We start from the raw sequence: 25244 nt of genomic DNA, 5'->3' as shown, positions 1-25244 counted from the left end.
TGGGTCTTTAGGCTCGGGCGGTTTTGGTGCTTGAATCCAACGGCCATATGACATCCCCGCTGCGCGGGGCTGCCAGTCACTTTCTTTTGTCTGAAAAGAAAGTAACCAAAGAAAGCAGACCCCTTGCAGGGGGGCTGGGCGCTCAGACTTTATGGTTGGTGGTGGTTTCGTGGTGCGGGCGTTGGCTTCGATGAGACTGCTGACGCTACCGGTTTGCCCGCCTGCGGCGTCGCAAACGAAATTGGATTCGTGGTGGCACTGCATGATGGCGTTGGCCCAGGCCCTTCAGGCTGCTGCCGCGACCGGGGCGGATGGGTGCGTCATGGAATCGACACTGGTTTCGTGGTGGGCGCGGTGGCTCCGACACGAAAGTGCCCGCCAACACCCGCGCACCGGTCCACCGCGCCCACCACGAAAACACGAGGGTGCTATGTCGTGGCCGCCCAAACCGGTAACGGCAGATGGCCGAACCAGCAGTGCGCTCGCCATCATAGGTCTGACCCCGAAACCAACGCCACCAGCAGAATCGTGGCCGCCCGCACCGGTAACGGCAGGATGCCAGCAGAACCACAAACCCCACGACGAAACCAGAAACAATAGAAACCCCAACGTTTCTGCCCCTGCCGGCCAGGCAGTCCGCTTTCTTGGCCTACTTTCTTTTCGGACAAAAGAAAGTAGGTCGCTCCGGAGGAGCGAAAGCCTTTGACTTTAAGCCTTTGACTTTGAAGTTAAAGCTCTTGAAGTTAAAGCCTTTGACTTTAGGCCTTTAAAGCCTTTGCCCCCATAAAATCAACTTCCCCCCAAATAAACAAAAAACCGGCCAACGGGGCACCCCCGTCGCCGGTTTTTTTATTTCAACCGCCCCCACCTATTTACTATAAACATACACCCCACGACCCGTCTTCCGCCCCAGATAACCCGCCGCCACCATCTCCCGCATCAGCATCGCCGGCCGGTACTTCGGGTCGGCGAATTCGGTGTACAGCACCTCCATCACCGCCAGCATGGTGTCCAGGCCGATCATGTCGGCCAGCGCCAGCGGGCCGATCGGGTGGTTGCAGCCGAGCTTCATGCCTTCGTCGATTTCCTCGGGCGAGGCCAGGCCTTCGCCGAGCACGCAGAACGCTTCGTTGATCATCGGGCAGAGGATGCGGTTGACCACGAAGCCCGGGTTGTTCTTGACCGTGATCGGGTACTTGCCGAGTTCCTTCGACAGCGCCTCGACCAGCGCGTGCGTGTTGTCGCTGGTCTGCAGGCCGCGGATCAGCTCGACCAGGGCCATCATCGGCACCGGGTTGAAGAAGTGCATGCCGATGAAGTTGGCCGGGCGGCTGATGACGGCGGCCAGCTTGGTGATCGAGATCGAGGAGGTGTTGGAGGCCACCACCACGTCGTCGCCGACGATGGCGTCGATCTGCTTGAGGATCTTGACCTTGAGGTCGAAGTTCTCGGTGGCGGCCTCGATCACGATGTCGGCAGCCTTGAGGTCGTCGTAGGCGGTCGAGCCCTTGATGCGCGCGAGCGCCGCGGCCTTGTCGGCTTCGCTGATCTTGTCCTTCCTGATCAGGCGGTCCAGGCTGCCGGCCACGGTGGAGATGCCCTTCTGCACGGCGGCGTCGCTGATGTCCACCATCACCACGTCCAGGCCCGCCACGGCGCACGCCTGCGCGATGCCGTTGCCCATCGTGCCGGCGCCTACGATGCCCACTGTCCTGATTGCCATTTTGTCTTCCTTGTTGCTGGTTGCTTGATGGGATTGGCGCGCCGCGCGGGCGGCGCGCGCGGATGCGGTGCTCAGGCCTCGCGCAGCGCGGCGATGATGCGCTCGGCGTGCCCGGCCAGCACGGCCGGGTCCTGCATGTCGCTGCCGTGGCCGCGCAGGGGGCGGTCGGCATAGCGCGGCACGATGTGGAAATGCACGTGCGGCACGGTCTGGCCGGCGGCGGCGCCGTTGAACTGGCCGATCGAGATGCCGTCCGGGCTGAACGCGGCGCGCACGGCGCGCGCGACGCGCTGCGTGGTGCGGATGGCGGCGCCGGCGGCGGCTTCGGACAGGTCGAAGATCTCGGCGGCGGCTTCCTTGGTCACCACCAGGGTGTGGCCGTCGGACTGCGGCATGATGTCCATGAAGGCGATGGTGTCGTCGTCTTCATAGACCTTGTTGCACGGCAGCTCGCCGCGCAGGATGCGGGCGAAGACGTTGTTGGGATCGTAAGAAGCGTTGCTCATGTCTGGTCTCGTTGCTGTTGGGCGGGCCGCGGTGCGCTGCGGCGCACCACGGCGCTCGACGGCATGCCGTGGCGGGCCGTGGCGGGCGCAGCCTTGAAGTTTAACGCAGCGCAGCGTCACGCCAAACCCCACGGCTGCCACGCCGCCGTCACATATTGCGACGGTACTGGCCGCCCACCTCGAACAGCGCGTGCGTGACCTGCCCCAGCGAGCAGGTGCGCACCGCGTCCATCAGCACGGCGAACACGTTGCCGTCGTCGATCACGGCCTGGCGCAGGCGCGCCAGCGCGGCGGGCGCGGCGCCGGCGTGGCGCGCGTGGAAGTCCGCCAGGCGGGCGAGCTGGCTCTGCTTTTCCGCGTCGCTGGAGCGCGCCAGTTCCAGCGCCTGCGGCGTGGGGTCGCCATCCGGGTTGCGGAAGGTGTTCACGCCGATGATGGGCAGCGTGCCGTCGTGCTTGCGCTGCTCGTAGTACAGCGACTCTTCCTGGATCTTGCCGCGCTGGTAGCCGGTCTCCATCGCGCCGAGCACGCCGCCGCGCTCGGCGATGCGCTCGAACTCCTGCATCACCGCCTCTTCCACCAGGTCGGTCAGCTCCTCGACCAGGAAGCTGCCCTGGTTGGGGTTCTCGCAGCGGGCCACGCCCCATTCGCGGTTGATGATGAGCTGGATGGCCAGCGCGCGCCGCACCGATTCGCCGGTGGGCGTGGTGATGGCTTCGTCGTAGGCGTTGGTGTGCAGGGAGTTGCAGTTGTCGTAGATGGCGATCAGCGCCTGCAGCGTGGTGCGGATGTCGTTGAAGTCGATCTCCTGCGCGTGCAGCGAGCGGCCCGAGGTCTGGATGTGGTACTTGAGCTTCTGGCTGCGCTCGTTGGCGCCGTACTTGTCGCGCAGGGCCACCGCCCAGATGCGGCGCGCCACGCGGCCTAGCACGCTGTATTCGGGGTCCATGCCGTTGGAGAAGAAGAACGACAGGTTGGGCGCGAAATCGTCGATGTGCATGCCGCGCGCGAGATACGCCTCCACGTAGGTGAAGCCGTTGGAGAGCGTGAAGGCGAGCTGCGAGATCGGGTTGGCGCCGGCCTCGGCGATGTGGTAGCCCGAGATCGACACCGAGTAGAAATTGCGCACCTGGTGGTGCACGAAGTATTCCTGGATGTCGCCCATCACCTTGAGCGAGAACTCGGTGGAAAAGATGCAGGTGTTCTGGCCCTGGTCTTCCTTGAGGATGTCGGCCTGCACCGTGCCGCGCACGTTCTGCAGTACCCACGCGCGGAGCTTGGCTTCCTCGCCGGCGCTGGGCTCGCGGCCGTTGTCGGCGCGGAACTTGTCCACTTGCTGGTCGATGGCGGTGTTCATGAACATCGCCAGGATGGTCGGCGCGGGGCCGTTGATGGTCATCGACACCGAGGTCGACGGGCTGGTCAGGTCGAAGCCGTCGTAGAGCGCCTTCATGTCGTCCAGCGTGGCGATGGACACGCCCGAGTTGCCGACCTTGCCGTAGATGTCCGGGCGCGTGTGCGGGTCCTCGCCGTACAGCGTGACCGAGTCGAACGCGGTGGACAGGCGCTTGGCGTCCATGCCCTCGGACACCAGCTTGAAGCGGCGGTTGGTGCGGAACGCATCGCCCTCGCCGGCAAACATGCGCGTGGGGTCCTCGTTCTCGCGCTTGAAGGCGAACACGCCGGCGGTGTACGGGAAGCTGCCGGGCACGTTCTCGCGCATCAGCCAGCGCAGCACCTCGCCGTCGTCCTCGAAGCGCGGCAGCACCACCTTGCGGATGGTGGTGCCGGACAGGGTCTTGCCGGTGAGCGCGGTGTGGAGTTCCTTGTCGCGGATCTTCACCACGTATTCGTCACCGCCGTAGGCGCGCCGCATCTCGGGCCACATCGCCAGCAGCTTGCGCTCGTGCGCGCCGAGCGCGGCGTCGCGCTCGCCGGCCAGCGCCTGCAGGGCGTCGCCGCCATCCTGCCCGTGCGCGGCCAGCAGCATGCGGCGCGCTTCGCTCAGCTGCTGGCGCTCGCGCGCCAGCCGGCTCTGCGCCGCCACGCGGCGGTGGTAGGCGCGCACGGTATCGGCGATCTCCGCCAGGTAGCGGCTGCGCGCCGGCGGCACGATCACGTTGTGGCCGGTGGAGATGCGCCCGGCCAGCCGCGGCAGCGTGCCTTCGGCCACGCGCATGCCGCGCGCGTGCAGCGCATCGCGCAGGCCCTGGTACAGCATGGTGACGCCGTCGTCGTTGAAGCGCGAGGCCTGCGTGCCGTAGACCGGCATGTCCTCGGGCTTGCCGTGCCACTGCTCGCGGTTGCGCTGCACCTGCCTGGCCACGTCGCGCCAGGCATCCTGCGCGCCCTTGCGGTCGAACTTGTTGATGGCGACGAAATCGGCGAAGTCCAGCATGTCGATCTTCTCGAGCTGGCTGGCCGCGCCGAACTCGGGCGTCATCACGTACAGCGACAGGTCCGCGTGCGGCACGATGGCCGCGTCGCCCTGGCCGATGCCCGAGGTCTCCACCACGATCAGGTCGAAGCCGCCCGCCTTGCATGCGGCCAGCACGTCCGGCAGCGCCTGCGAGATCTCCGAGCCGGCATCGCGCGTGGCCAGCGAGCGCATGAAGATGTTCGGGTGATCGATCGCGTTCATGCGGATGCGGTCGCCCAGCAGCGCGCCGCCCGACTTGCGGCGCGACGGATCGATGGAGATCACCGCGATCGACAGCGCCTCGCGCTGGTCGAGCCGGAAGCGGCGGATCAGTTCGTCGGTCAGCGACGACTTGCCGGCACCGCCGGTGCCCGTGATGCCCAGCACGGGCGTCTTCACGCCCGCCGCTTCGGCGCGCAGCGCCTCGGCCAGCCCCGGCGCGGCCTTGCCGTTCTCCAGCGCCGTGATCAGTTGCGCCAGCGCGCGGCGGTCGCCGCCCCTGACCGCGTCGAGCGTGGCGGGCGCGTAGCGCGCGAGGTCGATGTCGCAGCGCCGCACCATGTCCGCGATCATGCCGGCCAGGCCCATGCGCTGGCCGTCCTCCGGGCTGAAGATGCGCGCCACGCCGTAGGCCTGCAGCGCGCGGATCTCCTCCGGCACGATCACGCCGCCACCGCCGCCGAACACCTGGATGCGCTCGCCGCCGCGCTCGCGCAGCAGGTCGACCATGTACCTGAAATACTCGACGTGGCCGCCCTGGTAGCTGGAAATCGCGATGCCCTGCACGTCCTCCTGCAGCGCCGCGCCGACCACCTCCTGCACCGAGCGGTTGTGCCCGAGATGGATCACCTCGCAGCCCGAGGACTGCAGGATGCGCCGCATGATGTTGATCGAAGCGTCATGGCCGTCGAACAGCGAGGCCGCGGTGACGAAACGCACCTTGTTGACGGGACCCTTCGGTTCCTGCGCCGGATGGGCGGCGCCCGGTTGCGCGCCCGGTTGCGCGCCCTTTTGCACGTCGGAAAGATCGGTCATTGTCTCCACCTAAGACGTGAAATCCTCGCGGGCAAGGATTTACGGGTAGTTTTCTCTCCCTTTTCTGTTCTGGCTACCCGCGTGGTTTTCCCGTTGGGAAAGCGGCCGGGTGCGATGGGATGAGATGCATCGAGGGTACTGCTATCTGCTCTTGACGGGAAGGTGCTCCGCCGCGGCTTGCCGGAGGGCGGCACCGGATATATAAATTCTTATATAATCCAGTGCCATGAAATCCCTTCGCTTCGTGGGCTCGGCCCTGGACGATTTGCGCAATTTCCCTGCCGAGGCCAGGCGCCATGCCGGCTTCGCGCTGGATGCGATCCAGCGCGGCATGATGCCGCCCGACTTCAAGCCGATGGTGACGGTCGGCCCCGGAGCCTATGAGGTGCGCATTCACGTGGAGGGCGAGTGGCGCGTCATCTACGTGGCCAAGTTTGCGGATGCGGTCTATGTGCTGCACGCCTTTCCCAAGCGCACGCAGAAGACCACCAAGGCCGATATCGAGCTCGCTGCCCGCCGCTACAGACAGATTGAAGAGTGACCTCATGAAAGACATCATCACCGAATCGGGCGGCAACGTGTTTGCCGACCTCGGCTTCTCCGACGAGGAAGCCACCCTGCTCAAGCTGCGGGCCGATCTCATGGCCTCGCTGCGTCAGGTCATCGACGCCCGCGGATGGACCCAGGCCCAGGCGGCGGACGCGCTGGGCATCAGCCAGCCGCGCGTCTCCGATCTGGTGCGCGGCAAGTGGGACAAGTTCAGCCTCGACATGCTGGTGTCGCTGGTGGTGCGCTCGGGGCTGCATCCGCGCCTGGAAATCGAGGCGGCATAACCGGGACCGGACCCGGAGCCGGCCATGCCGGCACCGCGCATGACGCGGCGTTTCGCGCCGGTCATTCCAAACGCAAAAAGGGCGCCGAAGCGCCCTTTTGCAAATCAACAATCCTGACGGCACCTGGCGCCCGGCAGCGCTCAGAACCCCTCGAGCACGATCTTGCCGCGCGCGCGGCCGCTTTCCAGCAAGGCATGCGCGCGGCGCAGGTTGGCCGCGTCAATGGTGCCGTAGTGCTCGCCGAAGGTGGTCTTGAGCGTGCCGTCGTCGATCAGCCCGGCCACGCGGTCGAGGATCTCGTGCTGGCGGATCATGTCCGGGGTCTCGAACATGGAGCGGGCGAACATGAATTCCCAGTGCAGCGAGGCCGACTTGCGCTTGAGCGGCATGGCGTCCAGCGTGGCGGGGTCGTCGATCAGCGCGAACTGGCCTTGCGGGGCCAGCGCTTCGACCAGCGCGGCGTAGTGCGCGTCGGTATGGGTCAGGCTGGCGATGTGCTCGACCTGCCTGACGCCGATGCGGGCCAGCTCGGCCGCCAGCGGCTGGCTGTGGTCGATGACGTGGTGGGCGCCGAGGTCCCGCACCCATTGCTGGGTTTCGGCGCGCGAGGCGGTGCCGATGATGGTCAGTCCGGTGAGCTTGCGCGCGAGCTGCACCAGGATCGAACCCACGCCGCCGGCCGCGCCGACCACCAGCAGGTGCTGGCCCGCGCCGCCGCCTTCGGCGATGTGGAGGCGGTCGAACAGCAGTTCCCAGGCGGTGAGCGCGGTCAGCGGCAGCGCGGCGGCGTGGGCATCGCTCAGCGTGGCGGGCTTGTGGCCGGCGATGCGCTCGTCGACGAGGCTGTATTCGGCGTTGGTGCCGGGGCGGCCCAGCGTGCCGGCGTAGTAGACCGCGTCGCCGGGCTGGAACAGCGTGACCTCGGCGCCCACGGCCGTCACCGTGCCGGCGGCGTCCCAGCCCAGCACGCGCGGGGCTTCGGTCGGGAAGTTGGCGCGCACCTTGGTGTCCACCGGGTTGACCGAGATGGCGCGGATCGCCACCAGCAGGTCGCGCGGGCCGGGCGTGGGCACGGGCAGTTCGATGTCGACCAGCGAGGCCGGGTCGGTGATGGGCAGGTCGTTGCGGGTGTAGGCGATGGCTTTCATGGCGGACAGGTTCCTGGACATGGGAATCGGGCGAACAAGGCAGGCGGTAAGCGACGGTGAGCGGCAACCGATGCATGCCGCGATGTTCGCCTATCCGGCTTCCGCGAAAAATGCTCTAATCGAGCAAACACTTTCGCTGATCCGAAGAAAATGCTCAGGCTCGACGATCTCCAGGTATTTGTCCGGACCGCCGAGTCGGGCAGCTTTTCCGCGGCGGCCCGGCTGCTGGACATCACGCCGGCGCTGGCCAGCAGCGCCATGAAGCGGCTGGAGCAGGAGCTGGGCCTGCGCCTGTTCGTGCGCTCCACGCGCAGCCTGCGCTTGTCGGAAGAAGGCGAGCGCTACCTGCCGCACGCGCAGGCGGCGCTGGCAGCCATCGACGGCGGGCGCCAGGCGCTGGCGCAGGCCAGCGCCGAGATTGCCGGGCCGATCCGGCTGTCGGCGCCGTCGGACCTGGGGCGCAACGTGCTGCTGCCCTGGCTGGACGCGTTCCAGCAGGCGCATCCGAAAGTCTCGCTGTACCTGCGCATCAGCGACCAGGCCGCGGACTTCTTCCGCCAGCCGCTCGACATCGGCGTGCGCTACGGCACGCTGGCCGATTCCAGCCTGGTGGCGCTGCCGCTGGCGCCGGCCAACCGCCGCACGCTGTGCGCCTCGCCCGCCTACCTGAAGCGCCACGGCGCGCCGGCCTCGCCGGCGGACCTGCGCAAGCACAACTGCCTGCGCTACGTGATGGGCGACCAGACCCACGAGCGCTGGACCTTCCACCTGCCGCGCGGCGTGGAAACCGTGACCGTGAAAGGCGACCGCGTCAGCGACGATGCCGACGTGGTGCGGCGCTGGGCCGTGGCCGGCCACGGGCTGGTGTACAAATCGCGCATCGATGTCTCGCCGGACCTGTACGCCGGCCGCCTGGTCGAACTGTTCCCGCCCGAGCACGGCGAGCCGACGCCGCTGCAACTGGTCAGCGCGCACCGCACGCTGCTCACGCCGGCGGTGCAGCGGCTGCACGAGTTCCTGCGCACACGCTGCGCCGACATTCTTTACCGACGGAAATAACCGGGCCGCGCGCGCCTCACAGCCCCGGCTCCGGACACTGCGTGGCGCCGGCGCGCCGCTGGCCCAGGCGCCGGCCCAGCGCGCGCCCGAGGATGGCCAGCCAGCGCCACGACAGCGGCACCGGGGTTTCGGCCAGCGTGAAGCGGGCGCCCTCGCTCTCGCCGGACAGCCAGACCCTGGCGCCGGCCGGCAGCGCGCAGCAGGCGCCGGGCAGCAGCCAGATGTCGGCGTGATGGCCTTCGATCGTCAGCCACAGGCGTCCTTCGACCGCCTTGACGGTCTGCCCTTCGCGGGCGCGCCAGCCCACCGGCCGGCCGGGTTCATCCAGTTCGAAGATCCGTAGTTCACGCATGTTGCCGCTCCTGTCTCTGCATTGCGGTGTGCTCCATGCCCTGCCGCGCCGACTGGCGGGGGCACCTCCTCCGCATGCCTTCCATTATTCACGGCGGCAACTACAATCCCATGAACAGTTGTGAACAGTTTTCCATGCACTGTTCAGTAGTTTTTCCTGACACTTGCCTTTTCCGGCACACGTTCTTCCCCGACACGCGCCCTCATGAAGCTCACTCTCGTCCCCGCCACCGGCGTGCCCATCACCGACCAGATCGTCAACGAGGTCAAGAGCTGGATCAGCTCGAGCGAGGTGCGCCCCGGCGCGCGCCTGCCGTCGATCCGCCAGCTCGCCGCCGAGCACGGCATCAGCCGCTTCCCGGTGATCGAGGCCTATGACCGGCTGGTGTCGCAGGGCCTGCTCGATTCGCGCCACGGCTCGGGCTTCTTCGTGGCGGACAGCCCGCTGCTGGCGCGCGGCGCCAACGGCTGGTCCAACCCGAGCCTGGCCGAGGATCTCTCCGACCACATCCTGGAGCAGTTCAACCACCCGAGCGCCACGCTCAAGCTGGCGGGCGGCTTCGTGCCGGAGCAGTGGCGCGACCTCGAAGGCCTGACCCAGGCCATCCGCCAGGTCTCGCGCACGGAAGTGGCCAGCGTGATCCACTACGCCACGCCGATGGGCCTGCCGGAGCTGCGCCAGCACGTGCTCACGCGCGTGCGGCAACTCGGCATCACCGCCGAGCTGCCGCAGGTGCTGATCACCAGCGGCGCCAGCCAGGCGCTGGACCTGGTGGTGCGCCGCCTGCTCAAGCCCGGCGACACGGTGTTCGTGGAAGACCCCGGCTACTACAACCTGTTCGGCCTGCTGCGCCTGCACGGCGTGCGCCTGGTGGGCGTGCCGCACACCGCCAACGGCCCCGACCCCGACGCCGCCGAGGCGCTGCTGCGCGAGCACAAGCCCAAGCTGTTCTTCACCAACAGCGTGCTGCAGAACCCCACCGGCTCCACGCTGGCGCCGCCGGTGGCGTTCCGGCTGCTGGAGCTGGCGCGCAAGCACGGCTTCCGCTTCGTCGAGGACGACATCTTCTCCGACTTCCAGACCCACTTCACCGACCGCCTCGCCACGCTGGACCAGCTCGAGCACGTGATCTACATCGGCGGCTTCTCCAAGACGGTGTCGGCCTCGCTGCGCATCGGCTACCTGGTGGCCGACAAGGCGCTGGTCAAGGACCTGGTGGACGTGAAGGTGCTGACCAGCGTGGCCGGCTCGCACTTCGCGGAAGCCGTGACCGCGGCGCTGCTCGAGCGCGGCGCCTACCGCAAGTACATGGAGCGGCTGCGCCTGCGCGTGCGCCAGGCCACCGCGGGCGCGGTGCGGCGCCTGCACGGCGCGGGCTGGGAAGTCTATTGCGAACCGGCCGGCGGCAACTTCCTGTGGGCGCGCACGCGCGGCGTGGCGGACTCGCGCGAGCTGGTGACGCTGGCCGAGCAGCACGGCGTGACGCTGGCGCCGGGCAATTACTTCCGCCCCGGCGGCGAGACCTCGGCCTGGATCCGCATCAACTCGGCATTCGTGGAGGAGCCGCGCGCGCTGGCTTTCCTGGAAGAGGCCGGCGCGCGCCGGGGATAAGCGGGAGAGAAGGCAGGCCCGCTCCTGGTTTACTTCGCATGCAAAGTAGATATACTTTGCATGCGAACTTTATTTCAGGAGACCGCATTGATCCCGGAACTCGACACCGACCTCGCCGGCGGCGTGCTCACGCTGACCATCTCGCACACCGACAAGAAGAACGCGCTGACCAACGCCATGTACGGCGCGCTGGCGGACGCCATCGAAGGCGCGCAGGATGACCCCCGCATCCGCGTCGTCGTCATCCGGGGCGCCGGCGACACCTTCAGCGCCGGCAACGACGTCAGCGAATTCGCCGCCCAGGCCGCCGGCAACGGCCCGGCCGAGCGGCACGTGACGCGCTTCCTGCACAGCCTCGCCACCGCCAGGCTGCCGCTGGTGGCCGCCGTGCAGGGCAAGGCGGTCGGCGTGGGCACCACCATGCTGCTGCATTGCGACTACGTGCTGCTGGCCGACGATGCCCAGCTCATCACGCCGTTCATCAACCTCGCGCTGGTGCCGGAAGCCGCCTCCAGCCTGCTGATGCCGCTGCGCGTGGGGCACGCGCGCGCGTTCGAGATGTTCGCGCTCGGCGAGCCGGTGGCGGCCGCGCAGGCGCTGGCCTGGGGCCTCGCCAACCGCATCGTGCCGGCGCGCCAGCTGCATGCGGAAGCCAAGGCGATGGCCGCGCGCATCGCCGCCAAGCCGGCCGGCTCGCTGCTGGCGATGAAGGGACTGATGCGCGACGGGCAGGCGCTGGTCGCGCAGATGGAGGCGGAAAGCGCCTGCTTCGAAGCGCGCCTGAAGAGCGCCGAAGCCCGGGAAGCCTTCAGCGCGTTCGCGCAGCGCCGCCCGGCCGATTTCTCGAAGGTGGCGCGCGCGTAGGCGCCTGCCTTCGGTCATTCAGTCGCTCAGTCGCTCGGTCGCTCGGTCGCTCAGTCGCCCGGCCGCTCAGTCGTCGACGGCGGGAAACTTCTCCTGCAGGCTCTGCAGCCAGCGCGCGACGATGGCCATCTCCGCCTCGCTGAAGCCTTCGGTCAGGCGGGCGTTGAGCTGCGCCAGCCCCGCCTTGGCGCGGGCCCGCGCGGCGCGGCCCGCCGGCGTCAGCCAGATGCGCGAGGCGCGCCCGTCGTCCGCGTCGGCGCGCCGCTCCACCAGGCCCGCCAGGGCCATGCGGTCCACCAGGCCACTCATGCCGGGGGCGCCCATGTCGAGCGCGGCGGCCGCCTCGCTCATCAGCGCGCCGTTGTTTTTGCCCAGGAAGTACAGCAGGCCCGCCTGCGCCGCGGTCACGCCGCCGGCCGCGGCGCGCGCCTGCGTCCAGCGCTGCAGGCGGCGCTGGCCCACGTTCAGCAGGTAGACCAGGCGGCGCTCCGAATCGTCCTTTACCGTCAACTTGTCGTCCTCGATCGTCGTCCTCGAATCGGTGGCTGCCCTTGCTCGTGAAAGGCGCGCGAAGAGATTCGCGTGCGAACCTTATCATGCCGGGCGGCGTTCGGGCACGCCGGCGGCGGCGCGCACCTCAGCCGCCATGCGGCACCGCGTCGCGGCGCGCGTAGGAAAAGCCGTACTCGAGAGCAGCAAGTCCCGGCCGATCATCCACGCGGCGATTTCGCCTGGCGTGGCTGTATGCGTGGACCACATGTCAACATGTGTTAGAAGCGCCGCCTACAGCACGTAGTCGGCTTTACAGATGGAGGCATATATCTAGAATGGCGCGGTAAGGTCATCCATTCCACAGGAGGTGCCATGCGTACCGTTGCCATTTTCAGGAACAACGCCGGCCAGGCCATCCACATTCCCAAGGACATGCAGTTCGACGGCGTGACCGAACTGGAGATCCGCCGCGACGGGGACACGATCCTGCTGCGCCCGGTGCGGCCGTCGTGGGTGTCGTTCACGGGCGAGCCGCTGGCGGATGGCGATTTCCTCACCGAGCGCCCGGCCGTCGTCCAGATGGGAGGCTTCGATCTGTCCGGCACGGATGGGAACAAGGAGGCGACCCGGGAGTGAAGCGGCTCTACATGCTCGACACCAATATCTGCTCGTTCGTCATGCGCGAGCGCCATCCCGAAGTGCTCGCCAGGCTCCAGGCCTGCGTCAGCGCGCAGCACCGCATCGTCGTATCGGCCATCACCTATGCGGAAATGCGCTTCGGCTCGGTCGGCAAGAAAGCCTCGCCGAAGCACACCGCACTCGTTTCCGCTTTTGTCTCGCGCCTCGACGGCATCCTGCCCTGGGATGCGGCCGCCGTCGATACCACCACGGCAATCCGCGTGGAACTGGCCGCGCGCGGCACGCCGGTCGGCGACAACGATGCCGCCATCGCGGGACATGCCAGCGCCGCCGGCGCCACGCTGATCACCAACAACGTGCGCGAGTTCCGGCGCATACCGGGACTTCGGTTCGAGGACTGGGCAACGCCGCCCGCGTGAGCCGCGGCGGCGCCAGCCGCAAAAGAAAAATGCCCTTGCACCATCCGGTGAAGGGCATTCGCAGCGCCAGGGCCAGGGGCGGACATCGCCGCCCGCCCCCGCCGGCAGCGTTATTTCGCCACCGGCATCGTGAACTCCGCGCCCTTGCCGATGCTGTCCGGCCAGCGCTGCATGATGCTCTTGTAGCGCGTGTAGAAGCGCACGCCTTCCTCGCCGTAGGCGTGGTGGTCGCCGAACAGCGAGCGCTTCCAGCCGCCGAACGAGTGCCACGCCATCGGCACCGGGATCGGCACGTTGATGCCGACCATGCCGACCTGGATCTGGCGCGAGAACGCGCGCGCCACGCCGCCGTCGCTGGTGTAGCAGGACACGCCGTTGCCGAACTCGTGCGCGTTGATCAGCGCCACCGCGTGGGCGAGGTCGTTTACGCGCACCACCGACAGCACCGGGCCGAAGATCTCTTCCTTGTAGATGGTCATGTCCGGGGTGACGTGGTCGAACAGCGTGCCGCCCACGTAGAAGCCGCCTTCGTGGCCGTCGACCTTGTGGCCGCGGCCGTCGGTCACGAGCGTGGCGCCCTCTTCCACGCCGCGGGCGATGTAGCCCTCGACCTTGGCCTTGTGCGCGGCCGTGACCAGCGGGCCCATCTCGGCGTCGGCTTCCATGCCGTTGCGGATCTTCAGCGTCCTGGCGCGCTCGGCCAGGCGCGGCACCAACTTGTCGGCCACGTCGCCGACCGCCACCGCCACCGAGATCGCCATGCAGCGCTCGCCGGCCGAGCCGTAGGCGGCGCCGATCAGCGCGTCCACGGCCTGGTCGAGATCGGCGTCGGGCATCACCACGAGGTGGTTCTTGGCGCCGCCCAGGGCCTGCACGCGCTTGCCGTGCCTGGTGCCTTCGGTATAGATGTACTCGGCGATCGGCGTGGAGCCGACGAACGACAGCGCCTGCACGTCCTTGTGCGCGAGCAGCGCGTCGACGGCTTCCTTGCCGCCCTGCACGACGTTGAACACGCCGTCGGGCAGGCCGGCCTGCTTGAGCAGGTCGGCGATCAGCAGCGAGGGCGACGGATCGCGCTCGCTCGGCTTGAGCACGAAGGTGTTGCCGCACGCCAGCGCCACCGGGAACATCCACATCGGCACCATCACCGGGAAGTTGAACGGCGTGATGCCGGCCACCACGCCGAGCGGCTGGCGCAGGTTCCAGTTGTCGATGCCGCCGCCGATGTTGTCGGTGAAGTCGGTCTTGAGCAGGTTGGGGATGCCGCAGGCGAACTCCACCACCTCGACGCCGCGCGTGACTTCGCCCTTGGCGTCGGAGAACACCTTGCCGTGCTCGCGCGTGATCAGCGCGGCGAGGTCGTCGTGGTGGCGGTCGAGCAGTTCCTTGAACTTGAACAGGATGCGCGCGCGCTTGAGCGGCGCGGTCTCGGACCAGGCCGGGAACGCCGCGTGCGCGGCGGCCACGGCGGCGTCAACGTCCCGCGCGCCGCCCAACGCCACGCGGGCGGCCACGGCGCCGGTGGCCGGGTTGAAGACATCGGCGAAGCGGTCCGAGGAGGCGGCGCGCACGGTGCCGCCGATGTAGTGCCCGATGTCGGCGATCTGCCGGTTTTCTGCGATGTTCACGTCGGTGTCCCCTGTCTGGTCGCCGCGGTTACTGCAATTCCTGCAGGACCTTCTTCACGGTGTCGAACATGTGGCCGATCTGCTCTTCGGTGATGATCAGCGGCGGCGAGAAGGCCAGGATGTCGCCGGTGTAGCGCACCAGCACGCCGCGCTCCAGGCACTTGAGGAAGGCCTCGTAGCCGCGCGCGCCGGGCTGGCCCGCGCGCGGCTCCAGCTCGATGCCGGCCACCAGGCCGAAGTTGCGGATGTCCTTCACGTGCGGCGCGCCGCGCACCGAATGCGCGGCGGTCTCGAACGCGGGCGCCAGCGCGGCGGCGCGGCCGAACAGGTCCTCGTTCTTGTAGATGTCCAGCGTGGCGATGGCCGCGGCGGCGGCCAGCGGGTGGCCCGAATACGTGTAGCCGTGCAGGAACTCGATCGCGCCCGGCGCGGCGGAGTTGATCACGGCGTCGTGCACTTCGCGGCGCACCGCCACCGCGCCCATCGGCACGGCCGCGTTGTTGATGGCCTTGGCCATCGTGATCAGGTCCGGCGTGACCTTGAAGCGCTCGGCCGCGGTGGCCGCGCCCAGGCGGCCGAAGGCGGTGATGACCTCGTCGAAGATCAGCAGGATGCCATGCTTGCTGGTGATCTCGCGCAGCTTTTCCAGGTAGCCCACCGGCGGCACCAGCACGCCGGCCGAGCCGGACAGCGGCTCGACGATCACGGCGGCGACGTTGGACGGGTCGTGCAGCGCCAGGATGCGCTCGAGATCCTCGGCCAGGTGCGCGCCCCATTGCGGCTGGCCCTTGGAGTAGGCCGCCTCGGCGATGTTGAGCGTGGCCGGCAGGTGATCCGCGCCGGGCATCAGGTTGCCAGAGAAGACCTTGCGGTTGCCGCCGATGCCGCCCACCGCCATGCCGCCGAAGCCCACGCCGTGGTAGCCGCGCTCGCGGCCGATGAAGCGCGTGCGCTGGCCCTCGCCGCGCGCGCGGTGGTAGGCCAGCGCGATCTTCAGCGCGGTGTCGACCGATTCCGAGCCCGAGTTGGTGAAGAAGATGCGGTCCAGGCCCGCGGGCATGATGCCGGCGAGCTTGGTGGCGGCTTCGAACGTGAGCGGGTGGCTCATCTGGAACGGCGGCGCGTAGTCCAGCGTCTGGATCTGGCGCGCCACGGCTTCGGTGATCTCGGTGCGGCAGTGGCCGGCGGCCACGCACCACAGGCCGGCGCAGCCGTCGAGCACCTGGCGGCCGTCATGGGTGGTGTAGTACATGCCGCTGGCCGAGGCCAGCAGGCGCGGCGCCGCCTTGTACTGGCGGTTGGCGGTAAACGGCATCCACAGGGCGTCGAGATCGGGGATCACGGTCTTGGCGGCATCCATACGTCCTCCTCAGGGGGTTCGGCTAGGGGCGCGGCGTGCGGGCCGCGCCCGGGTTGTTCGGTCGGTTGTCCGGGGGCACTGCTGGTGAATGCGGCCACTGTAGCGGTACGGCCTGTCTTGAAGAATATACGGTCGGCAAAACCTCGCCTGACCGTACAGGTTCTAGTGCAACAACCGTACAGATCACGGCATGGCGCCGATGCCGGCCGGCACGGCCGATGGCAACGCGATTGCGCATTGCGTCATGGAAATCCGCGCCCGCGCGGGCATTGCGCGGCAGCGTGGCATCGAGGTGCCGCGAGGCCGTGCTTCCCGTTGGCCGGGCGGTGCGCTTAAACTGTACAGGTTCATTTCCATCGCGCGTGACGCATGCTCAACCTGGAACTCGTGCGCGGCCGCCGCAGCGGCGACACCCTGACCGAACAGATCGTGGCCGGCATCGCCAGCCTGGTCGACCGCCGCGTGCTGCGCGCCGGCGTGGCGCTGCCTTCGGTGCGGCGCTTCGCCCAGCAGCATGGCATCAGCACCTTCACCGTGGCCGAGGCCTACGGCCGCCTGACCGCGCTGGGCTACCTGAGCGCGCGCGTGGGCTCGGGCTACACGGTGGCGCACCGCCACGCGCCCGCCGGACAGGTGCCGGCGGCACGCTGGGAAGCACCCGGACTCAACGCCGCCTGGCTGCTGTCGGACGTGTTCGCCGACCACTCGGTGCCGATCAAGGCCGGCGCGGGCTGGCTGCCCGGCGACTGGCTCAACGAGGAAGGGCTGCATCAGGCCATGCGCGCGGCCGCGCGCGTGCCGGCCGCGCAGGTGTCGGGCTACGGCCATCCCTACGGCTTCGCCGCGCTGCGCGAGCATATCGCCGCCGGCCTGAGCCAGTACGGCATGCCGGTGCAGGCCCAGCAGGTGGTGCTCACGCAGGGCGCCACCCAGGCGCTGGACCTGGTGGTACGCACGCTGCTGCGCCCCGGCGACACGGTGCTGGTGGAGGATCCCTGCTACTGCAACCTGCTGCAGATCCTGCGCCTGGCCGGGCTGCGGGTGGTGGGCGTGCGCCGCACCGCGGCCGGGCTGGACACCGACGCGCTCGACCACGCCATCCGCACCCACGCGCCGCGCGCGCTGTTCGTCAACACGGTGCTGCAGAACCCGACCGGCGGCACGCTCACCAGCATGAACGCGCACCGCGTGCTGCAGCTGGCCGAGCAATACCGGCTGCTGGTGGTGGAAGACGACATCTACCGCGAGCTGGCGCCGGCCGGCTCGCCGATGCTGGCGGCAATGGACGGGCTGTCGCACGTGATCTACGTGAACGGCTTCTCCAAGACCATCGCGCCCTCGCTGCGGGTGGGCTACCTCGCGGCCAGCCCGGAACTGGCCAAGGCGCTGGCGCGCACCAAGATGGCGGTGGGGCTGACCTCGTCGGAAGTGACCGAGCGGCTGGTGTACTCGGTGCTGGCCAGCGGCCACTACGGCCGCCACGTGGCGGCGCTGGCCGAGCGGCTGCGCGGCCAACAGGACCGCATCACGGAGAAGATGGAGGCGCACGGGCTGGAAGTGCTGCTGCGCCCGGAAGGCGGGATGTTCGCCTGGGCGCGCGTGCGGCCGGAGGACAGCGGGAAGAACGGGGCAAGCGGAGAAAGAGAAGGAAGCGACGGCGAGGCCGCGCGCTCCGGCAACCGGCTGGCCACGCTGGCGCTGGAGCACGGCATCTGGCTCGCGCCGGGATCGTATTTCGTGCCGGACGAGGGCGATTCGCCGTGGATCCGCTTCAACGTGGCCACCAGCGACGCGCCGGCGCTGTGGCGCTTCTTCGATTCGCTGCGCGGCGGGCAGGACCGCGCCGCGCCGGCGGAAAGCCCGGCGCGCGGCGCGCGTGGCGCGCGCCCGGGGCTGGCGCGGCTGGCCTGATGGGCGCCGGGCGTCAGGCCCGGCGGTTCGCTTCAGAAGCGATAACGCACGTAGCCGGTGTAGAAGCCGCTGCCCGGATTGGGCTGCTTGATGCCGGCGTTGGAGACGTGCTGGTAGCGGAAGCCGGCCTCATAGGCGGTCTTCGGGCCGAAGGCCACGCCCAGGCCCAGCATGTCCGAGAACTGGAACAGGCTGCCCGAACGGTGCTCTTCCGAGGTGTACTTGCTGCTCAGCATGCGCACGCCGACCGCGGCTTCGAGGAACGGCACCCAGGCGCCGCCGCGCTTTTCCAGGCGCCACACCGGCGTGAAGCCGAATTCGGTCAGGTTGTGGTGGTTGGTGCCGCTCAGGGTGTTCCACTCGGCGACTTCGGCTTCCCACTGCAGCTTGAACTGCCAGCCCTGCGGGTTGCCCCAGGCAAAGCCGGAATCCCAGTTGACGCCGACTTCGTACTTGTTGATGTTGTGGCCGGGATCGCGGCCGACGGCCACGTGGACCGCGGGATCGGCGTGCGCGGCAGCGCAGGCGCCCAGAGCGGCGACGGCGCCGAGCGCCTTGAATTGCGATGCGAACCGGCGGGCAAGGCCGGCCTTCTTCTTCTGATTGGTCATGTGCAAGGTGGTGGTGAAACCGCGAGAATGGCAAGTCCTGGCGAAAACCTTGCCACCTCCGCGCGGCAAGGCCGACCACCCGTACTCAGGACCAGAGGCGCTCCATCACCCAGCCCGCGGTCACGGCGATCGCAAGCCAGGTGCCGATGCATCCGGCAATAAAACGGTAAGTCATGGTCAAGTTCCGCAACAGACGCCTGGACTCCCAGGCGAACAATCGCGAAATTATACATCCATTCATGAATGTATGTTGAGCCGGTCGACCACTTCGGCCAGGACGTGTCGTACTGGTGGGCGATTATGCACCTCCGGGCCCCATCGTGCTCGGCATGACTGCGGGTTGTTGCCGCGCTGCGTCATCCGCGCCCGGTGGCTCCGCCGCCGCGCATCACGGCGGCGAACTCGGCCGGCGGCAGCGGCCGGCCGAGCAGGAAACCCTGCGCCGCGTCGCAGCCCTCGTCGGCCAGCAGGCGCTGCTGGGCCTCGTTTTCCACGCCCTCGGCGAGGCTGCGCAGGCCCAGCGAGCGCGCCAGCGCGATCACCCCGCGCATCACCGCCAGCGCCTCGGGCGCGCGGCCCAGCGCGGCGACGAACGATTTGTCGACCTTGAGCGTGTCGACCGGCAGGCGCGTCAGGTAGGCCAGGCTGGAGTAGCCCGAGCCGAAATCGTCCAGCGAGGCGCTGATGCCGGCCCGCTTGAGCTCGCCCAGCGCCGCGGCGGCGTTGTCGAGGTCGGTCATCAGCGCGTTCTCGGTGACTTCCACGTCGAGCAGCGCGCACGGCACCCGGTGCTCGCTCGCCAGCCCGGTCAGGACCCCGGCCAGCCCCGGCATCACCAGTTGGCGGGCCGACAGGTTGAGCGAGATCTTGGGCACCGGCAGGCCCTCGCGGCGCCAGCCGGCGATCTGGCCGCACACGGCGCGCATCACCCACATGCCGACCGCGGCCTCGAGCGGCGACTCGAGCACCACGTCGAGGAAGGCGCCCGGCAGCAGCAGCCCGTGCACCGGGTGCTGCCAGCGCAGCAGCGCCTCGGCGCCCACCAGGCGCGCGTCCGGCAGCGACCATTGCGGCTGGAAGTGCAGCACGAGCTGGTCGTCGGCCAGCGCCGCCAGCAGGTCGGCGCGCAGCTGCAGGCGCTGGCGCATGCCGTGCGCGAGATCGCGGTGGAAGGTGCGGAACTGGAAGCGGCCCGCGCCCTTGGCGGCGTACATGGCGGCGTCGGCGTGGTTGAGCAGCGTGTCGGCGCCGCTGCCGGCCTCGGGCCATTGCGCGATGCCCACGCTGGCGCCCAGCAGCACCGTGTGGCCCTCGACCTGGAACGGATGCGAGACGCCGGCCAGGATGGTGCCGGCGAAGCGCTCGGCCTGGCCGGCATGGGCGCAGCGCAGCACGAAGACGAACTCGTCGCCGCCCACGCGCGCGACGAAGGCGTCGGGGCCGAGCAGCGCCAGGAAGCGCTCGGCCACTTCGCGCAGCAGGGCGTCGCCGGCGGCGTGGCCGAACGCATCGTTCACTTCCTTGAAGCGGTCCAGGTCGACGAACAGCACGGCCACGCCGTCGCGCGCGCCGTCGCCGCCGTCATTGCTGCCGCCCGCCGCGGCGGCGCGCGCCGCGGCCGCCTCGGCCACCGCGTCAGCCAGCACCTGCGTGCAGCGGCGGCGGTTGGGCAGGCCGGTCAGGTAATCGTGGCCGGCGTGGTATTCGAGCTGCGCGGACTGCTCGCGCTCGCTGCTGACGTCGCGGAACAGGATGGCCAGCCCGCCGGCGTGCGGGAACACGCGCGCCTCCAGCCAGCAGGCCAGCGGCGCATGGAACGCGGTGCTGGTGCGGGGCTCGCCGCTGGCGGCGGCCTCGACGCCGGCCTGGTAGCTGGGCGAGCCGTCCAGCTCGGGGCAGCAGTCGCGGATGGCGCGGCCCAGCAGTTCGGCGCGGCTGCGCCTGAACAGGCGCTCGGCGGGCCGGTTGACGTAGGTGAAGCGCCAGTCGCGGTCGAACGCGACGACGGCATCGGCGATGCTGTCGAGCAGCAGGTCCGGCTGCCCGGCGGCGGCGGCCACGCCCGCCGCCGCGCTCGCGCCTGCAGGCGCGGCGAACGTGGCGGGAGGTGACGGGATCGGTGCGCGCGGCGGGGTGTCGTCCATAGGGGAGAGAAGTGCCGGGCTGCCGCGCGTCCCGGACCGGGACACGACGGCAAATGGCAGGCATGGCGCGCATTTTATCCCCGAACACCGCGCTTTGTGCCCTCATTGCGCGATAAAGCGCGGGCCGTGGCGCGCATGCACGCGCGGGCTACCCCCCGTCATCCCCACTCGCGCCGGGCGGCGCAATGCGTCTGCGTGCAGCGCGATGTGCCTCGATGTGTCTCGATGCGGCTCAGTGTGGCTCAGTGCGCGGCCAGCAGGAACGGCAGCGTCTCTTCCAGCAGCAGCTCGGGCGCTTCCTCGGCGATGTAGTGGCCGCACGGCAGGCTCTTGCCGCGCACGTCGCGCGCCACCTTGCGCCACTCGTCCAGCGGCGCGAAGCAGCGGCCCACCGCGCCCTGCTCGCCCCACAGCGCGAGCATCCCGCACTCGACCTTGCGCCCGGCGGCGAGATCGGCGCGGTCGTGCTCGAGGTCGATCGAAGCGCTCGCGCGATAGTCCTCGCACAGGCCGTGCGCGGCGCCGGGCAGCTCGAGGCAGCGCAGGTATTCGGCCATCGCCGCGTCCGTGAACGGCGCCAGGCCGGCCCTGCGCGCGCCCATCGTGCTGCGCAGGTAGAGCGCCGGGTCGGCCTCGATCAGCGTCTCGGGGAACGGCGCCGGGCGGATCAGGAAGAACCAGTGCCAGTACGCGGTGGCGAACTGCAGGCTGGTCTGCTCGTACATCGCCAGCGTGGGCGCGATGTCCAGCGTCACCAGCCGCCGCACCGCGCCGGGATGGTCGAGCGCCATGCGGTGCGCCACGCGCGCGCCGCGGTCGTGCGCCATCACCAGGAGGCGCTCGAAGCCGAGCGCGTGCATGAGCGCGACCTGGTCCTGCGCCATGACGCGCTTGCTGTAGTTGGCGTGGTCCGGCAGGCCGGCGGGCTTGCCGCTGTCGCCGTAGCCGCGCAGGTCGGTGGCGACCACGGTGAAGTGGCGCGCCAGCGCGGCGGCCACCTTGTGCCAGATCACGTGGGTCTGCGGATGGCCGTGCAGCAGCAGCAGGGCCGGGCCCTGCCCGCCCACCACGGCGTGGATCTCGACGTCGCCGCAGGGCACGCGGCGCGGGGTGAAGCCTTCGAACACGATCGGTCCTCCTGAATGCGGCCGCGCCTAGGCGGACAGCCGCGCCATCGTCCGGGCCGCGACATCCTGCAGCCACGGCTGTGCATTGTGATGGCGCCGCGCGAATTCCGCTATGCGCGCCTGCTGCGCCAGCGTAGCGCCGATCATGTCCAGGCCCTGGCGGAACATCAGGCGGTGGCGCTCGGCCAGCGCGAAGCCGAAGCACAGCGCGCCGGCGCGCACGGTCATGGCGGCCAGGTCGATCTCGATGCGCGCGGGCGCGGGCGCCGACACCGCGGCCATCAGCGCGTCCACCTCGGCCTGCGGCAGCATCACCAGCAGCAGGCGGTTGTTGATGGCGTTGGAGTAGAAGATCTCGCCGAAGCTCGGCGCGATCACCGCGCGGATGCCGAACTGCTGCAGGCCCCACACCGCGTGCTCGCGGCTGGAGCCGCAGCCGAAGTTGGGCCCGGCCACCAGCACGCCGGCGCCCTGGTACTGCGGCTGGTTGAGCACGAAGTCCGGGCGCGGCGCGCCGTCGGCGTCGAAGCGCATGTCGTACAGCAGCCCGCGGTCCAGCCCGGCCTTGTCGATGATGCGCAGGAACTGCTTGGGCATGATCTGGTCGGTGTCGAGGTTGCCCACCGGCAGCGGCGCGCCGGTGGCGGCGATCAGGTCGTGTCCGGCCTGGCTTGCGCCGTGTCCGGTCTGGCTTTCGGTGCGGATTTCGCTACGGTTGTCAGGCATCGGTCTGCTCCAGGCGGCGCACGTCGGTGATGCAGCCGGTCAGGGCCGCGGCGGCGGCCATCGCGGGACTCATCAGGTGGGTGCGCCCGGCGCGCCCCTGGCGTCCCTCGAAATTGCGGTTGGTGGTGGAGGCGCAGCGCTCGCCGGGCGCCAGCACGTCGTCGTTCATGGCCAGGCACATCGAGCAGCCCGGCTTGCGCCACTCGAAGCCGGCGTCGCGCAGCACCTGCGCGATGCCCTCTTCCTCGGCCTGGGCGCGCACCGCGCCCGAGCCCGGCACCACCATCGCGCGCACGCCCTCGGCCACGCGGCGTCCGCGCACGATGCCGGCCACCGCGCGCAGGTCTTCGATGCGGCCGTTGGTGCACGAGCCGATGAACACGCGCTGCACCGGCAGCCCTTCGAGCGTGGCGCCGGCCTCCAGGCCGATGTAGTCGAGCGCGCGCGCCGCGGCGCTGCACGCCACGTCGTCGGCGGCGTCCGCGGGCAGCGGCACGCGCGCGTCGATGGCGATGGCCTGATCGGGGCTGGTGCCCCAGCTGACGTAGGGCGCGACGTGGCTGGCGTCGAACGCGAGCTCGCTGTCGAAGCGCGCATCGGCGTCGGAATGCAGCTCGCGCCAGCAGGCCAGCGCGCGCTCGCGCAGCTCGCCGGCGATATCCGGCGCGCGCGCCAGCACGTAGTCGACGGTGCGCGCGTCGGGGGCGATCAGCGCGCCGCGCGCGCCGGCTTCCACCGTCATGTTGCACAGGGTCATGCGCGCCTCCACGGACAGCGCGCCGATGGCGCTGCCGCAGAACTCCACCACGTAGCCGCGCGCGCCCTGCGCGCCGATGCGGCTGATGACGTGCAGGATCAGGTCCTTGGCGGTGGCGCCGCGCGGCAGCGTGCCGTCCACGCGGATGCGCATGTCCCGCGCCACGCGGTACACCAGCGTCTGCGTGGCCAGCACGTGCTCGACCTCCGAGGTGCCGATGCCGAAGCCGAGCGCGCCCAGCGCGCCGTAGGTGGTGGTATGGCTGTCGCCACACAGCACCACCATGCCCGGGCGGATCATGCCGTGCTCGGGCGCGATCACGTGCTCGATGCCCTGCAGCGCGTCGTCGGTGTCGAACAGCGCGATGCCGTGCCGCTCGCAGTTGCGCTTGAGGTTGCGCGCCTGCAAGGCGGAGGCCGGGTCCTGGATGCGGCGCGGGCTTTCCGCGTGGGTGGGGATGATGTGGTCCACCACCGCCACCTGCTGGCCCGGCGCGGGCACCGCGCGCCCGTGCTCGGCCAGCCCGGCGAACGCCTGCGGGCTGGTGTATTCGTTCATCAGGTGCAGATCCGCGTAGAGCAGCACGTGGTCGGCGTCGAGCGCCGCCACGGTGTGCGAATCCACCAGCTTGCGGTAAAAGGTACGGCCTGGCATGAGACTTGTGCTTGTGGGTGCTTGTTTGTGGGTAGCCGGCCGGCGGCGGTGGCCGCCGCGCGGCATGGCTATTCCGGCGTGATGCCGGCCTGCTTGATCTGCGCGGCCCAGCGCAGGGTTTCCTTGTGCAGCATGGCGTCGGCCTGGGCCGGGCTCATGGTGAGCGGCTCGAAGCCTTCCTTGAGCAGGCGCGCCTTCATCTCCGGCGTGGACAGCGCCTGGTTCAGCGTGCGGTTGAGCGTGGCGATGACGTCCTTGGGCGTGCCGGCCGGCGCGCTGACGATGAACCAGGTCTCGAACGTGTAGTTGGGCAGGCCCGCCTCGGCGACGGTCGGCACGCCCGGCATCAGCGGCGAGCGCTTGGGCCCGGTCACCGCCAGCGCGCGCAGCTTGCCGGCCTGCACCTGCTGCTGCGCGGCCGACAGCACCGGGAAGCTGATCTGCACCTGGCCGGCGATGGTGTCGAGCATGGCCGGGCCGCCGCCCTTGTAGGGCACGTGCAGGATGTTGGCGCCGGACTCGGACTTGAACAGCTCCGCCGCCATGTGGAGGGTGCTGCCGGTGCCGGCCGAGCCGAAGCTCAGCTTGCCGGGCTCGCTCCTGGCCAGCGCGATCAGCTGCTTCACGTCCTTGGCCGGCAGGCTGCTGGTGACCACCAGCACATGCTGCGAGGTGCCCATCGTGCCGACCGACATCAGATCGCGCTCGGTGTCGAACGGCAGCCTGGCGAACAGCGAAGGATTGACCGCCAGCGCCACGTTGTTGATGGCCAGCGTGTAGCCGTCCGGCCTGGCCTTGGCGGCCTGGTCCATGCCGATGTTGCCGGAGGCGCCGGCGCGGTTGTCCGCCACCACCGGCTGGCCGAGCTGGCGGCCCCACGCTTCGGTGATCAGGCGCGCGGCGATGTCCACGCTGCCGCCCGGCGCGAACGGCACGATCAGGCGGATCGGGCGCGCCGGGAAGGTCTCGGCGGCGCCGGCGGGCGCCAGCGCGGCGCACAGGGCGAGCGCGCCAAGCGCGGCAGCCGGGGCCCGGCGCACGCGGCGGGCCAGGGTGGTCAACGCGCGGGTCGCGGTAAAGCGGGTCATGGTGGGTCTCCTTGGTCCGGCGGCTTGGAAACGGGACCGCTTCCGCCGCGCTGTTTTATGGAGATGCCAGTGTAACCATTGAACGCGCCGCTATAATTTCATCCACAGACTTTCATTCGGTCCTTCAGTTCACCAATT

At 69.5% G+C, this 25244-nt stretch carries 22 protein-coding genes; 8 read left to right on the top strand and 14 right to left on the bottom strand.

The window, feature by feature from the left end; translation table 11 throughout:
* Window positions 1–868 precede the first annotated feature (868 nt).
* The 3 genes from ACWTPI_RS01555 to icmF form a co-directional block, all read right to left on the bottom strand.
* On the bottom strand, window positions 869–1723 hold the full coding sequence (locus tag ACWTPI_RS01555; protein ID WP_454730808.1) for a 3-hydroxybutyryl-CoA dehydrogenase: 855 nt from the start codon (window positions 1721–1723) through the stop codon (window positions 869–871).
* A gap of 71 nt (window positions 1724–1794) precedes the next feature.
* The gene (locus ACWTPI_RS01550) at window positions 1795–2229 is read right to left on the bottom strand and encodes an HIT family protein (protein WP_454730807.1); all 435 of its coding nucleotides are present in this window, start codon (window positions 2227–2229) and stop codon (window positions 1795–1797) included.
* 148 nt (window positions 2230–2377) lie between these two features.
* A complete protein-coding gene (icmF, locus tag ACWTPI_RS01545; protein WP_454730806.1) occupies window positions 2378–5683 on the bottom strand; it encodes a fused isobutyryl-CoA mutase/GTPase IcmF in 3306 nt (1101 codons plus the stop codon).
* A gap of 226 nt (window positions 5684–5909) precedes the next feature.
* On the opposite strand from icmF, the gene ACWTPI_RS01540 reads away from it, so the two are divergent.
* Together ACWTPI_RS01540 and ACWTPI_RS01535 are read left to right on the top strand one after the other, a co-directional pair.
* Complete coding sequence (locus tag ACWTPI_RS01540) at window positions 5910–6224, top strand: type II toxin-antitoxin system RelE/ParE family toxin (RefSeq protein ID WP_029044013.1); 315 nt, start codon at window positions 5910–5912, stop codon at window positions 6222–6224.
* 4 nt (window positions 6225–6228) lie between these two features.
* Window positions 6229–6516, top strand: a complete 288-nt coding sequence (locus tag ACWTPI_RS01535) for a helix-turn-helix domain-containing protein (RefSeq protein WP_059415679.1) — start codon at window positions 6229–6231, stop codon at window positions 6514–6516.
* Window positions 6517–6656: 140 nt separating this feature from the next.
* On the opposite strand, the gene ACWTPI_RS01530 is transcribed toward ACWTPI_RS01535, so the two are convergent.
* The gene (locus ACWTPI_RS01530; protein ID WP_454730805.1) at window positions 6657–7664 is read right to left on the bottom strand and encodes a zinc-binding alcohol dehydrogenase family protein; all 1008 of its coding nucleotides are present in this window, start codon (window positions 7662–7664) and stop codon (window positions 6657–6659) included.
* A 150-nt stretch (window positions 7665–7814) separates the two neighbouring features.
* On the opposite strand from ACWTPI_RS01530, the gene ACWTPI_RS01525 reads away from it, so the two are divergent.
* A complete protein-coding gene (locus ACWTPI_RS01525) occupies window positions 7815–8723 on the top strand; it encodes a LysR family transcriptional regulator (protein ID WP_059415675.1) in 909 nt (302 codons plus the stop codon).
* Between the two features lie 16 nt (window positions 8724–8739).
* Here the strand turns inward: ACWTPI_RS01525 and ACWTPI_RS01520 are convergent, their stop codons facing one another.
* Window positions 8740–9075 carry a DUF2917 domain-containing protein gene (locus tag ACWTPI_RS01520; RefSeq protein ID WP_020204928.1) on the bottom strand — a complete coding sequence of 112 codons (336 nt, stop codon included), beginning with the start codon at window positions 9073–9075 and terminating at the stop codon, window positions 8740–8742.
* A gap of 204 nt (window positions 9076–9279) precedes the next feature.
* On the opposite strand from ACWTPI_RS01520, the gene ACWTPI_RS01515 reads away from it, so the two are divergent.
* Window positions 9280–10686 carry an aminotransferase-like domain-containing protein gene (locus tag ACWTPI_RS01515; RefSeq protein WP_020204927.1) on the top strand — a complete coding sequence of 469 codons (1407 nt, stop codon included), beginning with the start codon at window positions 9280–9282 and terminating at the stop codon, window positions 10684–10686.
* Window positions 10687–10773: 87 nt separating this feature from the next.
* On the top strand, window positions 10774–11550 hold the full coding sequence (locus ACWTPI_RS01510) for an enoyl-CoA hydratase (RefSeq protein WP_454730804.1): 777 nt from the start codon (window positions 10774–10776) through the stop codon (window positions 11548–11550).
* 66 nt (window positions 11551–11616) lie between these two features.
* On the opposite strand, the gene ACWTPI_RS01505 is transcribed toward ACWTPI_RS01510, so the two are convergent.
* On the bottom strand, window positions 11617–12060 hold the full coding sequence (locus ACWTPI_RS01505; protein ID WP_454730803.1) for a MarR family winged helix-turn-helix transcriptional regulator: 444 nt from the start codon (window positions 12058–12060) through the stop codon (window positions 11617–11619).
* A gap of 354 nt (window positions 12061–12414) precedes the next feature.
* Here ACWTPI_RS01505 and vapB point away from each other — a divergent pair, with 354 nt between their 5' ends.
* Window positions 12415–12678: a type II toxin-antitoxin system VapB family antitoxin gene (vapB, locus tag ACWTPI_RS01500; RefSeq protein WP_020204924.1), complete on the top strand. Its 264-nt coding sequence runs from the start codon at window positions 12415–12417 to the stop codon at window positions 12676–12678.
* Window positions 12675–13100: a type II toxin-antitoxin system VapC family toxin gene (locus tag ACWTPI_RS01495; RefSeq protein ID WP_020204923.1), complete on the top strand. Its 426-nt coding sequence runs from the start codon at window positions 12675–12677 to the stop codon at window positions 13098–13100. The genes vapB and ACWTPI_RS01495 overlap by 4 nt, the downstream gene beginning before the upstream one ends.
* A 110-nt stretch (window positions 13101–13210) precedes the next feature.
* On the opposite strand, the gene ACWTPI_RS01490 is transcribed toward ACWTPI_RS01495, so the two are convergent.
* Both ACWTPI_RS01490 and ACWTPI_RS01485 read right to left on the bottom strand, forming a co-directional pair.
* Window positions 13211–14728, bottom strand: coding sequence for a CoA-acylating methylmalonate-semialdehyde dehydrogenase (locus tag ACWTPI_RS01490; protein WP_020204922.1), 1518 nt, complete (start codon window positions 14726–14728; stop codon window positions 13211–13213).
* Between the two features lie 28 nt (window positions 14729–14756).
* Window positions 14757–16088 (bottom strand): aminotransferase class III-fold pyridoxal phosphate-dependent enzyme, encoded by a 1332-nt coding sequence (locus ACWTPI_RS01485; protein ID WP_454730802.1) that lies wholly within the window; start codon window positions 16086–16088, stop codon window positions 14757–14759.
* Between the two features lie 369 nt (window positions 16089–16457).
* Here ACWTPI_RS01485 and ACWTPI_RS01480 point away from each other — a divergent pair, with 369 nt between their 5' ends.
* Window positions 16458–17999, top strand: a complete 1542-nt coding sequence (locus tag ACWTPI_RS01480) for an aminotransferase-like domain-containing protein (RefSeq protein WP_454730801.1) — start codon at window positions 16458–16460, stop codon at window positions 17997–17999.
* A 32-nt stretch (window positions 18000–18031) separates the two neighbouring features.
* Here ACWTPI_RS01480 and ACWTPI_RS01475 read toward each other — a convergent pair whose 3' ends face one another.
* From ACWTPI_RS01475 to ACWTPI_RS01450, 6 genes are all read right to left on the bottom strand, one after another.
* Window positions 18032–18610 (bottom strand): acyloxyacyl hydrolase, encoded by a 579-nt coding sequence (locus ACWTPI_RS01475; RefSeq protein ID WP_020204919.1) that lies wholly within the window; start codon window positions 18608–18610, stop codon window positions 18032–18034.
* A gap of 356 nt (window positions 18611–18966) precedes the next feature.
* Window positions 18967–20754: a putative bifunctional diguanylate cyclase/phosphodiesterase gene (locus ACWTPI_RS01470; RefSeq protein WP_454730800.1), complete on the bottom strand. Its 1788-nt coding sequence runs from the start codon at window positions 20752–20754 to the stop codon at window positions 18967–18969.
* A 242-nt stretch (window positions 20755–20996) separates the two neighbouring features.
* A complete protein-coding gene (locus ACWTPI_RS01465; protein WP_454730799.1) occupies window positions 20997–21881 on the bottom strand; it encodes an alpha/beta fold hydrolase in 885 nt (294 codons plus the stop codon).
* A 27-nt stretch (window positions 21882–21908) separates the two neighbouring features.
* Window positions 21909–22607 (bottom strand): 3-isopropylmalate dehydratase small subunit, encoded by a 699-nt coding sequence (leuD, locus tag ACWTPI_RS01460; protein ID WP_454730798.1) that lies wholly within the window; start codon window positions 22605–22607, stop codon window positions 21909–21911.
* Complete coding sequence (gene leuC / locus ACWTPI_RS01455; RefSeq protein WP_454730797.1) at window positions 22600–24018, bottom strand: 3-isopropylmalate dehydratase large subunit; 1419 nt, start codon at window positions 24016–24018, stop codon at window positions 22600–22602. Before leuC ends, leuD begins: the two co-directional genes overlap by 8 nt.
* Window positions 24019–24086: 68 nt before the next feature.
* Window positions 24087–25106, bottom strand: coding sequence for a tripartite tricarboxylate transporter substrate binding protein (locus tag ACWTPI_RS01450; RefSeq protein ID WP_454730796.1), 1020 nt, complete (start codon window positions 25104–25106; stop codon window positions 24087–24089).
* Window positions 25107–25244 lie beyond the last annotated feature (138 nt).

The organism is Cupriavidus ulmosensis, from assembly GCF_977008105.1.
Note: the sequence above shows the minus strand (reverse complement) of the source record. Positions and strands in the feature narration are given on the sequence as shown.